This window comes from candidate division KSB1 bacterium (genome assembly GCA_034506395.1).
Lineage (GTDB): Bacteria > Zhuqueibacterota > Zhuqueibacteria > Thermofontimicrobiales > Thermofontimicrobiaceae > Thermofontimicrobium.
In genome coordinates this window covers 65,630-78,614 of the sequence record JAPDPQ010000009.1, presented here as the reverse complement: position 1 = coordinate 78,614, position 12,985 = coordinate 65,630, and the positions used below count along the sequence as shown (strand labels likewise).

At 44.6% G+C, this 12,985-nt stretch carries 10 protein-coding genes; 6 read left to right on the top strand and 4 right to left on the bottom strand.

Annotated elements, in window-relative coordinates; translation table 11 throughout:
• Nucleotides 1-17: 17 nt before the first annotated feature.
• From ONB37_07925 to mutM, 3 genes are all read right to left on the bottom strand, one after another.
• Nucleotides 18-2,900: a hypothetical protein gene (locus ONB37_07925; protein ID MDZ7400073.1), complete on the bottom strand. Its 2,883-nt coding sequence runs from the start codon at nucleotides 2,898-2,900 to the stop codon at nucleotides 18-20.
• An 800-nt stretch (nucleotides 2,901-3,700) separates the two neighbouring features.
• The gene (locus ONB37_07920; protein ID MDZ7400072.1) at nucleotides 3,701-4,054 is read right to left on the bottom strand and encodes a zinc ribbon domain-containing protein; all 354 of its coding nucleotides are present in this window, start codon (nucleotides 4,052-4,054) and stop codon (nucleotides 3,701-3,703) included.
• A 194-nt stretch (nucleotides 4,055-4,248) separates the two neighbouring features.
• Nucleotides 4,249-5,094 carry a DNA-formamidopyrimidine glycosylase gene (gene mutM / locus ONB37_07915; GenBank protein MDZ7400071.1) on the bottom strand — a complete coding sequence of 282 codons (846 nt, stop codon included), beginning with the start codon at nucleotides 5,092-5,094 and terminating at the stop codon, nucleotides 4,249-4,251.
• A 216-nt stretch (nucleotides 5,095-5,310) separates the two neighbouring features.
• Between mutM and ONB37_07910 the strand changes: the two genes are divergently transcribed.
• The 6 genes from ONB37_07910 to ONB37_07885 all read left to right on the top strand — a co-directional run bounded on the left by ONB37_07910 (nucleotide 5,311) and on the right by ONB37_07885 (nucleotide 12,345).
• Entirely contained in the window at nucleotides 5,311-5,745 is a 435-nt protein-coding gene (locus tag ONB37_07910) for a hypothetical protein (protein ID MDZ7400070.1), read from the top strand.
• 25 nt (nucleotides 5,746-5,770) lie between these two features.
• Nucleotides 5,771-7,249, top strand: coding sequence for a UDP-N-acetylmuramoyl-L-alanyl-D-glutamate--2,6-diaminopimelate ligase (locus ONB37_07905; GenBank protein MDZ7400069.1), 1,479 nt, complete (start codon nucleotides 5,771-5,773; stop codon nucleotides 7,247-7,249).
• A 61-nt stretch (nucleotides 7,250-7,310) separates the two neighbouring features.
• Entirely contained in the window at nucleotides 7,311-9,152 is a 1,842-nt protein-coding gene (locus ONB37_07900) for a peptidyl-prolyl cis-trans isomerase (protein ID MDZ7400068.1), read from the top strand.
• A 91-nt stretch (nucleotides 9,153-9,243) separates the two neighbouring features.
• Nucleotides 9,244-10,143 carry a hypothetical protein gene (locus ONB37_07895; GenBank protein ID MDZ7400067.1) on the top strand — a complete coding sequence of 300 codons (900 nt, stop codon included), beginning with the start codon at nucleotides 9,244-9,246 and terminating at the stop codon, nucleotides 10,141-10,143.
• Nucleotides 10,127-10,969 (top strand): aminotransferase class IV, encoded by an 843-nt coding sequence (locus ONB37_07890; GenBank protein ID MDZ7400066.1) that lies wholly within the window; start codon nucleotides 10,127-10,129, stop codon nucleotides 10,967-10,969. The genes ONB37_07895 and ONB37_07890 overlap by 17 nt, the downstream gene beginning before the upstream one ends.
• 50 nt (nucleotides 10,970-11,019) lie before the next feature.
• Nucleotides 11,020-12,345: a DNA methyltransferase gene (locus ONB37_07885; GenBank protein ID MDZ7400065.1), complete on the top strand. Its 1,326-nt coding sequence runs from the start codon at nucleotides 11,020-11,022 to the stop codon at nucleotides 12,343-12,345.
• Nucleotides 12,346-12,402: 57 nt separating this feature from the next.
• On the opposite strand, the gene ONB37_07880 is transcribed toward ONB37_07885, so the two are convergent.
• Nucleotides 12,403-12,705, bottom strand: coding sequence for a ribosomal L7Ae/L30e/S12e/Gadd45 family protein (locus ONB37_07880; GenBank protein ID MDZ7400064.1), 303 nt, complete (start codon nucleotides 12,703-12,705; stop codon nucleotides 12,403-12,405).
• Between the last annotated feature and the right edge of the window lie 280 nt (nucleotides 12,706-12,985).

Genomic DNA, 12,985 nt, shown 5'->3' with positions numbered 1-12,985 from the left:
TGTGTTCATTATTCGATTCATCTAACAATTACCAGCTTTTTGATATGAGAAAAACTCCGATTACTGTTTACCGTATTTCCCGATACTTTAACCCAATAAGTGCCGCTACTAATTGGCACAGAATTTTGATCCCGCAAATCCCACCAATTGTCTGCATAGCTAAATTGCTCTGCTGGTATCGGATAGGCATAATAAAACTTTAAGCTTGAGCCAGCAATCTCAGTGATCTTTTGTCCAGCAAAATTGAAAATTTCTATCTTTTCCACTATTAAATCCCCCACTGATGAGGCCACTCGAATCCGTAATAAATTGTGGCGATCCTCATAATATGGATTGGGCGCAATATCAAAGTCAAGCGATCGAAGCCCAGCATACGGTTCAATTGGGATGGGTGGATGTTTGTCGTAAACTTTAATGATGGGAATTTTGGAAATGGTTTCTTCATAAGTGAGGCTGATGCGACTCCCTGCAAATGTCTGGAGCAAGCCATCACTAAATATCGGAGTTCGTCCTAACACCAATGGAAGCCCTTCAGAGAGAAAATTTCCTGTTTGGTATCGCGATAGACTATCAGGAATTTCTAACACATTTAGCGTTTCTTTATCTGCAGTTTCAAAATCGAATACGACGATAGAAAATTTGTCTTGATCAGATGACAAATCTCGATCGCGCTCTCCTGTAAAGTAGACAAAAATTGTATCGCCAATGGCTGCCGAATCGATCTTGGTATAATAATCATCTCGAATCTTAATCAACCCCTCGACATCGCGAATGAGAAATTGGACGATTCCCTCAGTGTTTTGAACAATCAAAGCGGTGTCGGACGCTTGGTCAGAGGGATTCATGGGATCAATGTATGTCACAACCAATCGATCTCTATCCTGAACCTGCAAAATTCTATCATTGATTTTTACTGTATCGGCTATGGCCGCTGGAATGCTGGTATCCATCAGGTACCAGCCTTCTGGCCTCAAACTTAAAGTTACCTGCTCAGAATCCCTGGTTTGCAACGAAGAGATCCTGAGAGTGATAGCTGACTGGATCGGCACCAAATTCGGATCTACCAGACGGACATTAACATAATCGATATAGTCCTGCCCTGAAATTGGGACGCGATAATAGGAGGTTGGCCGAAACTCTTGATTGATCAATTTAACGAAATCGATGTTTGCTTTTGTTAATGGGGTTGATTCCCAGATCAATTCCCAGCTATCCAATATTGGCGTTGCCGCAGTCGTATTGGTATTCAAAGTAGCGTGGATCCGAAAATTTTGCTTGAGCCGAAGCGCTGCAATGTTGTCGAGTGGTTCTTCATTGACAGAATTGAAGGGATTGGCAACGAATGTGCGTAATGGGGCGCCACTGATGCCATCCTGAAGCGTGACTTCGATGCGAACTTTGTCCCGATTGATAGGGTTAGGCGGCAAGATCGTATGATATTTTAGCGATTTCCATTTGGTGATGATGTAGTTACTTGAGTCACGAACCACGCCGCTCGTAAGTTGGCCAGTCACTTCAGTATCATAATACCGATAAGTCACTTTGACATTATTGAGCACTGGGGTGTATAAAGGATCGCTGGTGGACAATATCGCCTTAAATTGATAAATGGCATCGCCATCGTGAATCGGATTGATCTCGCTGCCCGAAGTCGTATAATAGGCCTCAAGCTCTGATGGGCCGCGCCATGGATTATTCGGCGACATAAGCTGCTCGGGAGAATTCCCAGTACGGAATTGAAGTTGAATGGAAGTATTATGCTCAGTTTTCGCAGTCCAAAATAACTGATCAAAACTCACAGCGCGATTCAAATACCGCGGGGCTGAATAGAATTCATGAGAAAGGTAGCCGATCAAAGCTGGCTGACCATTGACAATAGCCAGATGCTTATTTACCCATTCTTGACCCAAATCGATACCCAATCGGTCGGCATCCTTCAAATTTTGAATGGGCGTCTCTAATTGCCACACGATTTGTCGATTCAGATTCACCTCGATCATCCGATTGTTCCCTCGATCGCAGATCAGCACGTCGCCATTGGGCAAGAAATCTGCATCCGAGGGAAGATTTAACCCGATATCATAATCCCACGTGACCACATTGGTTCGGATGTCTAATTTCAAGACGCGATTGTTATTTTGATCGGTAATAAGCACTTCCTGAGAGGTCGGATTGTAGTCGATGTCAACTGGCCGATTTAAAATGCCACTGCCGAAGGTATTAATAATAGTACCCGCCCCATCAACTAGAACCAGGCGATGATTCCCAGTATCGCAGATTAGTACCTGATCAGTGCCAGGGATGACCACAGCATCCAGGGGAGAAAAAAGCTCATTTGAGGCAGGCGCCCCAAATTTCCATTTCACTACGTCACCAATACGATCGTATTTGATGACTCGATGTCGGCCTTCTTCAGCGATCAAGAATACTGGATTCCCATTTTCCTTATAAACTTGAATGCTTGCTGGGTTGTTAAGTCGATCTCCATCGATTGCGTCCAGTACCCAGGCTCGATCGGGCCGGGGGAGAATCAAATCAATAATTTTCCCCCCCTCGCGATCTGCCACCACATAATGAATCACGTTGTTGAGGTCTAAGTATAGTTCTATCGCCGCTGCACCAACGATTTTCACCTTATCGGCTGGCTCTTGAGGCCAGGTCCAATTTGAATCGAACGCAGAAAGCATCAATTCAAATCCAGGCGGTTCCTCGCTAAATCCCAGCGTTGGTATCAGGCTCACTACCGAGTCCACCCGCACATTGTTCGATTGGGAGATATTTCGGAAAGTTGGTTGACCATCGCTCCAGCTTTTGGTCAAGATTTGAGGGATTTGCGCGGAAATAGTGGTCGCTATACTCAATAACCACACAATGAACAATAATAGGTGTCTTTTTCTCATGGTAAGATGATTTCTTTTAGTTAACGAGCTGATTATGATTGATGCTTAACATTCATTAAGATTTTGGCCTGCTATGAATATACACAATTTTTCCAAAAATGCAAGTATTTTCTCTAAGTTGTAACAACTTAGCTGGGCAGTTATTAAATTTTGGAAACATCTTCGAACATTTTTATGATGAGCCACCTTTGCTAATGAAGTTTCAGAAAATATTGCTTCCATAAAATAGAATCGAAGCCAGCAAATAACATTTTGCCAATTAATTCCGAGCTCTTACCGTAACATTCCTTTCAGCAGCAAGCTTAACAAAACAGCCAATAAAAAAACCATCAGATAAATGATGAGTTGCTTCCAGGATGGGCGCGGTTTGAGGATGCGAATTTTCATCCATCCCCTAAAGCCGCATTTGTGGCATCGGTAGGTCTGTTGACGCAACAGCCTTTTTCTCAATCGCTCATAAAAATTTCGGGTATGTGATTTGTGAAATGCATACTCGTGGCATTTCGGGCAGGGTATCGTTGATGGCATTTGCTATCTCTCAGATCGTGTTTAATTAGATTTGCCCCAAAAAATATAAAAATAAACGCCAATAATGATTCTTATTCCTTGTGTTTTAATTGCCCAAGTGATTCGGATTTTTCTTTGAACTTTAAAAATCAAACGCTGAATCTCTGATCAGAAAAGTTGCGATCGAATGCTGAGAATGGCTGAGAAAAAAACTGATATTTTTCCCCAGGTACAATTGGGTTGAAAAGGGGCGCAAATCTCAGTAAAACTAAGCCCTCAATCATTCTGAGTATTTATTCTTCAGAGCTGTCTTCTTGGCCTGAGGCAGCCTTGGCCGCTTCTTCCTCAGCTTCCTCGACCAATTGATCATAATCTTCTCCCAGCTCATCCCCCATTTCTCGTCCCATTTTTTTTATAAATTTCACCATGCTTTTCGGATCGTTCTCATCCAAATCACCCCATTTGCTAGGATCGGCAAGGCTTTCGAGGCGGCTCTCTTCTGAACGGATCGCTGCGAAGCGGGACATGATGCGTTCAAGATTGGGACTGCCGCATTTTGAGCATCTTGGTGATTGTGTGCTTGGGTTTAGGATCAACAGGCTAATTTTTTTATTGCAATCCCGGCAGATGTATTCATAAATTGGCATTGATGCACCTCCATCGTTTGAAATTCCCAGCCGGCTTTTTGGCTGAAAATATAATTAAAAATTTCGATGAAATCAATCGTCAATTTTGAAACATTTTTAGGCGAAAAACTCGAACAAATCTTAAAATTTGAATTTGCGATTTCGATGGCTCGGGTCCAAGTCGAGCCCATAATAAAGCTAATTCCAGACTTAGCTCAATGCTGGCAGTGTTCACACACAAAGCTGCTGCGATCTTTTTGTTTGATTCGAACAATCGGCTGACCACATTGGAAACAGGGTTCTCCCTCACGGCCATAGACCATTAAAATATTCTGAAATCCACCTTCCATATTGAAGACCGATCGATAATCTGATACCCGATTACCCAAAGTCGTGCCCATTTTTTGGACTGCCAGTTCCAGAACCCGAGGGATCCAATAAAACAACTTCCCAATTTCTTCATCAGAAAGGGTGTTCGCCCTGCGTTCGGGATGGATGCCAGCTCGGAATAGGATCTCATTCGCATATATATTTCCAATACCAGCAATTTTGTTCTGATCCATTAGAAAGAGCTTTATTGCTAATGATGATCCTCGACACAGCGTTTGGATATGCTCGAGCTTCCATGCCTGGCTCAGCGGTTCGACTCCTAACTTGAGTAAAGAAACATATTGCTCGCCCTCTGGCAAATAAATCAGCCAACCCAATGCACGCGTATCATTGAATTGCAAACATGAGCCATCAGTGAAATGAAAGATGGTTCGGGTAAATTTATCCAGAATTGGCTCAAATGGCGTCCAGATCAACTTACCAGTCATGCGAAGGTGAATAATCAAATTGCCACCGCTTTGGAATTGAATCAAAATAAATTTGGCACGTCTTTGGACTTGATAGATGCGCTGATTAACCAAGGCAAGTTGAACTTGCTCAGGCAAATTTTTGTGCCACTGGTCTGGACGCAATATCTCGACCCGAGCAATGACCTTATTAATGATTTGTTGGCGTAATTGACGGGCGATGGTTTCAACTTCTGGCAATTCTGGCATAATAGTTCTTTCCAAGTTCGCTGCTTATGATTCAAGCTGTTACGAATGTCGATCGCTTCTGGTTCGTTGCTTTCCAAAGAAACTTGAATAATCCAATCTGAAAATTAATGCTTGATTTATGGCTTTAAATTGCTTAAATTTGCATTTTAAAATTCAGCTCATCGAGTCAGATTTGGTTACTCAGACGCTGAATGAAAGTTCCAATCAAAATCATGGTCTCAATTAAGGACAATGATCAACCGAGCCCTGTTATTCGAAGCCAAGGCGTTCCTTTGTTGGGAAAAATTTGATCAACTGTCGATCAAGTTGATTCCTATTACAGGAACGGTAGCATTTTTTTATCCGCCGACTGAGGACATTGCGACGATAAATCTCTTTTACAAGAGCGAAACCGAGGATTTCGGTCAATCGCTTTGTCTGCTGTTTCATGAGGCGGGTCATTATCAGCAATGGCGCCAATGGTCGAACCAGGACAAGGAGCGCGAATTTTGGAACTTGCTGAATATCGATAAAGGTGCTGAGAAAATCGCTTTTGAACGGGAGGCTTGGGACCTGGGAGGGCGATTGCTTGATGAGTTCATTGAACGACTGGCTGCGAACCATGATGATTTACGTGATGCGTATGACAAGCTGGCTCAACAAAGTATATTAACTTATCATGACTAAGTCCCGAACTAAATGTGAGGATGATATGAAACTGAAGCTGTTGTTGGATGATTTAACCGAAAAACAAGTATATGGTGAAATCGATAATGTGGAAATCAAAGGGATCGCTTATGATCCGCTTCGAATTCAACCTGGCTATTTATATGTAGCGATCAATATCTACACTCAATTGGATAAGATCGAAATTCCAGATGGTCATGACCGGGTCGATTTGGCGCTTCAAAATGGGGCCGTCGCCGTCATGTTACAACGGGATCTCCCATTATCCCGACCTGCAATCAAAATTATCGTTCCAAATTCCCGATATGCATTGGCGGTGATAGCCAATCGTTTTTATGGGTTTCCGTCGCGCCATTTGAAAATGATTGGGGTGACTGGGACTAATGGCAAGACTACTACAACCCATATCATCGAAAGCATCCTGATGCAGAAATATCGCGTGGGACTTATTGGCACGTTGTATTACAAAATCAATGGAGAGATCAATAAATCCAAGGATACGACTCCAGAGCCTCCCGATTTGGAGGAGATTTTTAGCCGCATGGTTGCGCGAGATGTTGAATATTGCGTGATGGAGGTCTCCTCACACGGGATCGACTTTTTCCGAGTTCATGGGATCCATTATCACGTCGCATTGTTCACCAATTTAACTCAGGATCATCTCGATTATCACAAAACAATGGACCATTATCTCCATACGAAAATGAAGTTGTTCCAGTGGCTAGAGCCGAATGATTTCGGCATCGTAAATGCAGATGACCCGTACGCCAAATATTTCTTGGAGGCGACCAAGGCTCATCGGTTGACTTATGGCATCTATCAGCCAGCCGACATCATGGCAAAAAACATCAATTTTTCAATTAAAAATACCCAATATCAACTGGTCACACCGATCGGACAAATTGACATTCAGCAGCAATTGGTAGGGACGTTCAATGTCTATAATAGCCTGGCCGCAGTAGCAACAGCTATTTCTCAGAATTTTGATCTGGAGACTATCAAGCGCGGCCTGGAGCAAAAGATCAGGGTAGCCGGTCGTTTCGAATTGGTGGATCGGGGGCAACCATTCTCTGTTGTGGTCGATTATGCGCATACTCCAGACGGCATGGAAAAGGTGCTTAGCTTAGCTCGAAATCTGAAACCGAATCGCCTGATCTCAGTGTTCGGCTGTGGGGGGGATCGAGATAAAGAGAAACGGCCGTTGATGGGAAAAATAGCTGCACAATATAGCGATCTGATAGTGCTCACCGCTGATAACCCTCGTAATGAAGATCCAGAGGCAATTATCGATCAAATCGCGGCGGGAATGAATTCAACAGCATATCATCGGATCATCGATCGCTATGAAGCGATTGAATTTGCGCTGCGGCAAGCTCGGCCTGGCGATATTGTGATGCTGTTGGGAAAAGGCCATGAGACCACTCAAACATTGAAGGATAAGACCATTCATTTTAACGACGTTGAGGTAGCTGAAGAGATCTTAACTCGAATGAATGGAATATAAGATCAAATTGGTTCGAATTTTTGAACAGAAATTAGCACGGATGAAATTTAGATCCAGAACAATGAACAAAATACTTCGGGTTTCGCTCCTTTTATTGGATTTTTTGGGAATCGCTTTGCTTATCAGTTGTTCTCGCAAAGCGCCAGAGCCGATCGTAGCTCAGGTTGGCAAGATAACCATTCCGCTCTCTGAATTTCGCGAACGCTATGAGTTTACCCCGCATCTTCAAATGACCAAAGATAGCAAGCGAAATCGCGAACAAGTCTTGATTGACCTCCTGGGCGAAAAAGTGCTGGTTGCTGAGGCATATCGGCGCAATTTATACAATAGCGAAAAGTTTAAAGCATATTCCCAGCAGATGGAAAAAGAGGCGATCATCGAGGCATTGTTCGAAAAAGAGGTCGCGTCGAAGATTACGTTGACCAAAGAGGAGGTGAAGCAAGCCTTTTTGCAATCGCAATCCGAATTGGATGTGCAAGTGTTGAGCTTCGATACGATGGAGCGGGCGCAGCAAGCCCGACACCAACTCCTTGCTGGAAAAAATATGCACGAGGTGAAACGAGCATTCCAGACAGATACTTTCATCGCTGCTGATTCGGTACTTACCCTGACGATCAAATGGGGAGATGCCCATCCAAACATTGAACAAGCTGCCTATCAGTTGAAACTGAATGAGGTATCCGAACCAATTGAGGCGGATGGCAGCTTTTTTCTCATCAAACTCATCAATAAGCGGACGAATCCGCTAATTACAGAGGCAGATTATTACCGCGAAGCCCCGAAGATTCAAAAAATACTTCGAGAGCGAAAGCGGACGGTTCTCCTCACCGAGTTCTTGTATTCTCTGATGGCGGACAAAGAGGTGAAGGTTTCGCGAGAGATCTTCGATTTTGTGGCAAGGGAATTGGAGAAATTTTATCCCATTCAAGACAGCAGTCATGCTTCGGCCCAATTGGAACATCCAGTAGAGCTATCCTTGGATTCGCTCAAAAGCAAAAGTCTGGCAGATCGTTTGAATGAGCCATTCGCCCGGTTCAATGATGGCACGATTTGGACCGTGGGAGACTTTATTAAAAAGCTGAGTGTCAGCCCATTTCGGTTAAATTATCAGTCACGGCAGGCGTTTCGAAATAGCTTATCTCATTTGATCCGAAGGACTATCGAATTGGAGGCGTTAGCTCAGAAGGGGCGCAAGGCCGGTCTTGAGAAAAGCTATTATGTCCGATATCAAAAGAAGATGTGGGATGATGCTTATCTGGCACAGCAATTGCGACAGCAGATCATCGACACTGTCACGGTCTCAGATGAGGAGGTACGACAATTTTATGAACGACATCAAAACGATTACCTCTCATCAGAGATGGTGAATTTGCAGGAAATTCTAGTGGCAGATGAATCGTTGGCGAACCAGCTATTAACGCGGATTCGAAACGGGGAAGATATGGGGAAACTGGCGCGCCAATATACGCTGCGCGAATTGGGTAAGAAAAACGATGGGATTTTGGGTTATTTTGCACCATCTGCATTGGGCAAAGTGGGGGCAGTCGCGCAAGAGTTGCAATTTGGAGATCTCGCTGGGCCTGTGAAAACCGAAGATAATAGATTTTCGATCTTCAAAGTCCTCGATATCCGAGGAAAGGATCCGCTTCCCATCGAGCAGGTTTGGAATCAGGCAAAACGAGATGCGCTAACAGAAAAACGAATCAAGGCCATCGACCAATTTCTGGTCAAGGTAGCGGAAAAATATCCGATCAAAATCAATCATGTCGCAATTGACTCGCTGAAGCTGAGCGACTTGAGCATGCTCGTTTTAAAACAGCACTTCCCAAATCGCACGGCCGCGCCGCTGGTGGCACCATTGCATCAAGCGACCCAATGGCAGCGGCGTGCTTTGGGGCGCTAATCCATGACTCGCGGATTTGAACCATTTAGTTTGATAAATAATGTTTGGATGTTTTAAAAACTTCGAACAGATCTGGTGACAAGGGTAGTACATGAGACTGAAGGTTGATCTGCATCTGCATACAGCAAATGATCTAGTGGAATTGGTTGCGGGACGAAAAAATTTAATGTCGCCGAAACAACTGATCGATTTAGCAGTAAAGCATAAATTCGATGCGATTGCCATTACGCATCATGGGCTACAATATCAAGATGCGGAGCTCTCTGAATATGCACGGCAAAAAGGTCTGCTATTGATCAATGGGGTGGAGACCTATATTCACAAAAAGCATGTGCTGCTGATTAATTTTTCTGCCAAAAAACATGTTTTGAATTATTCGGATTTGCTTCGTCATAAAGCTGACGATGTGTTAGTGATCGCGCCGCATCCGTTTTATTTTTTGCCCGAATGCCTCGGAAAAGATCTGATCCGCTATCACCATTGTTTTGATGCGATCGAATTTTGTCATTTTTATTATCGGTGGTTCAATCCCAATCGAAAGGCGATTCGGATCGCAAAGCAATTGAATCTGCCAATGGTGGGCAATTCTGATGCGCATCGCTCTTTCCAATTCGGCCGAACCTACTCTTACGTTTATGCGGAAGAGAAAACGATACCAGCTATTATTCGGGCTATCAAAGCGGGTAAAGTGGAATATGTATCGCAACCACTGACATTGCGGGAATTTCTATATGAACTGGGCTGGCTGCTTGAGAGCCTGCCTTACGTGATAAACATCTTCCTTCGTAAATTAGCCTTGCGCACATCTCAGCCATTTTTGATGCGCAAATTCGCAACTCCGCAGCTTTCGCCCGAAGCGCTGAAGGTAACGAATGGACAACGAGTTCTGAATTCAACCAATGGAAGCAGAGGGCCAATAGGTTCTGAGCAAGAGAGGCCCCAATCTATGAATTTAACGAGCCGAGTGAAATTGGATGATCGCTTATTTTAACGGGAATTTTCTCCCTAAGGATCAAATTCATATCACCCCAGACGACCGCGGTTTTTTATTTGCCGACGGCGCTTATGAAGTGATTCGCTGTTACCGGGGCAAGTTATTCATGGCAGAAGCGCATCTCCAGCGACTCAAGCGTAGCTTGGAGCAGTTGCGAATTGATTTTTCTGATATAGATCAGCTTTTGCCTATCGCCACAAAGTTGATTGCAGAAAACCAATTGACTGATGGTCAAGCGACGGTTTACATTCAGGTAACTCGTGGGGCAGCGCCGCGGACCCATCGCTTTCCAGCGAAAGAGACGCCTGCGACCGTTTATCTTGCAGCTTCCCGTTTTCAGCCACATCAAGACGAGCTGGATCATGGGACGAAAATCATCTTGGTATCCGATACTCGATGGTCTCGCTGCGACATTAAATCCATCGCGCTCTTGCCAAATATCTTAGCGCATCAATTGGCCATCGATCGAGGCGCCACCGAAGCCGTTTTTGTCCGCGATGGCTGCATCACTGAAGGAACTCACACCAATGTCGCTGCAATTTTCAATGGCACTTTTGTTACTGCTCCCGCTTCCAATTACATTCTTTCTGGAATCACCCGACAGATCGTCATCGAACTTTGCGGGAGATTGGGGATTCCGGTCAAAGAATTCCCAATTCTCGAGGTCGAGTTGCATCAAGCGGATGAACTCATGCTGATCGGCACGACGGTTGAGATCACCCCAGTGGTTCAAGTGGAAGATCGGCGTGTGGCGAATGGGAAGCCTGGCCTCATCACGCAAAAATTGCAGCGATCTTTTTACGAACTGATTGCTTGGCGTTAGGCAGGGAAAGTTAAGGAGCTCATCCCAAAAATCGTTACGTGACTATCCTCATGAAAAAGTGGCTTTCTGCTGATGAAATCCTGTCGCGCTTTCGACAAAAACCAATCGATCCTGATTGGTCGTTTGAAGGGTGTACTCCATCGCAAACTGGCAAATGGACCCACGATTTTCATCGCTATCCTGCGAAGTTCATTCCGCAATTAGTTGAAAAATTAATGGAGGAATATCTCCAATCGAGCGATGCTCATATCAACGATCCGTTTTTCGGCAGCGGAACAACCATCGTTACGGCCATTGCTCGGGGGATGAAAGCCAGCGGTACGGATATCAATAAAATAGCCTATTTGATGACCCGCGTCAAAGCGACCCCGCTTGAACCGGCGTTGCTATCGGAGCAAATCGCTGCTTTATTGGACCAACTCGCTGATTTGGAGTCCCCATCTTGGGACAAAGCTCGCCCCTCCATCGAGCCATTGATCCCCGTTCGCCATCGCGATCGAATCGACTACTGGTTTTCGATTACGCAACAACAGGAGCTGGGGATCATCCTCCGAATGATCAATCAAATTCCCAAACCAGATATTCGGAATTTCTTTTTGGTGGCGTTCAGCCACATTCTTAAAAACTGTTCTATCTGGCTCCAGACCAGCACCAAGCCGACGCGCGATTTTTCCAAAAAACCGGAGCGACCGCTTGCCGCTTTCAAACGACAGCTCTCGAAGATGGAACGTGGGAACGCTGAATTCTATCAGATTGTCCCAGCAACCGTCAAAAATCATATCGAGCAATATTTAAATATCAAGATCGGTGATGCCCGGGAGCAACCCGTCCCGAACAACTCTGTCGATCTGATCGTGAGTTCAAGCCCTTACGTCACCAGCTATGAATATGCAGATCTTCATCAGCTCTCTACAATCTGGCTGGAATTTGCCGATGACCTGAATGAATATAAACGGGAATTCATCGGCACTGCTCATAAAGCGTATGACGATCAACAATTGAAAAGCCAGATTGGGCAGAGGATTGTGGAACAGATGAACCTTCGTAGCAAAAAGATGGCGAGAGAGATCGCGGCCTTTTTCATGGATATGCAACAAGTGTTCGATGAGAGCTTCCGCATCTTAAAACCTGGCGGCCGATGCTGTTATGTGATCGGAGATACGCGATTAAAAGGCATTGAAATTTTAAACGCCGAGGTGTTTGCTGAGAGCCTGCAGCATTCAGGCTTTCGGTTAGATCGAATCATCAAGCGATCGATTCCGTCTAAAATCTTGCCGCAGAAACGCGATGAAACGACTGGGCGATTTGCCAGCGTTTCTTCAGCGAATTCGGAGGCGTATCCCTGCGAGTTCATCGTAATTGGGCTCAAAGAATAACCACCCAGCCCGCTGCAAATCCTTTTATCGCTTCGCGAGCATTTATTATCCTCTCGCTCAAACGAGTGCTGCTTTGATCCCATCTGCAAGATGTTTATCTGAGATACCAATGACACTCACCTCGTCACGACCACAAATTTTTCCTAATTCCGATTTATTGCCGAAAAGCATGAGCGGAACGCCATGCCGGAGACAGTCGATTTCCATTTGCTTTTTAAATTTATCAGAGGCATCGAACGCCATGATGATCAAAGCAGCCCTCCGGCGCTTGAGCAAAATTTCGACGGGCGTTTTCCCGATTTCGATCATGCGGCCCTTGCGGCCAAGATTGAGGAGAGATTTCACTTTTTCGATGTTCAAGTTCAGCGATCTCCCAATGCAGTTTTCAATCAATCGTTTTCACTCAAGTGATGGAAGTTATGATTTGAAAACGATGATCACTTACTGCTTCGAAGCGTTTGACCGTGGATTGGCGATCGTAGTTCCAAAATAAGCTGTGAATTTAAATCTGAACGCTAATTGCTACCCCGTTCCAAAAAAGATGTCAGCATTACTATAAAAAAACGCCATATTCATTGAATTTTTTATTCAGCACATCAAAGCAAAAAGCCATTGAGCATCTCGCTCAATGGCTTTTGTG

Excerpts from the sequence above, each read along its gene's own strand:
- ONB37_07925 (MDZ7400073.1), bottom strand. The coding sequence starts at position 2,900 with ATGAGAAAAAGACACCTATTATTGTTCATTGTGTGGTTATTGAGTATA.
- ONB37_07920 (MDZ7400072.1), bottom strand. The coding sequence starts at position 4,054 with ATGCCAATTTATGAATACATCTGCCGGGATTGCAATAAAAAAATTAGC.
- ONB37_07910 (MDZ7400070.1), top strand. The coding sequence starts at position 5,311 with ATGATCAACCGAGCCCTGTTATTCGAAGCCAAGGCGTTCCTTTGTTGG.
- ONB37_07905 (MDZ7400069.1), top strand. The coding sequence starts at position 5,771 with ATGAAACTGAAGCTGTTGTTGGATGATTTAACCGAAAAACAAGTATAT.
- ONB37_07900 (MDZ7400068.1), top strand. The coding sequence starts at position 7,311 with ATGAACAAAATACTTCGGGTTTCGCTCCTTTTATTGGATTTTTTGGGA.
- ONB37_07895 (MDZ7400067.1), top strand. The coding sequence starts at position 9,244 with ATGAGACTGAAGGTTGATCTGCATCTGCATACAGCAAATGATCTAGTG.
- ONB37_07890 (MDZ7400066.1), top strand. The coding sequence starts at position 10,127 with ATGATCGCTTATTTTAACGGGAATTTTCTCCCTAAGGATCAAATTCAT.
- ONB37_07885 (MDZ7400065.1), top strand. The coding sequence starts at position 11,020 with ATGAAAAAGTGGCTTTCTGCTGATGAAATCCTGTCGCGCTTTCGACAA.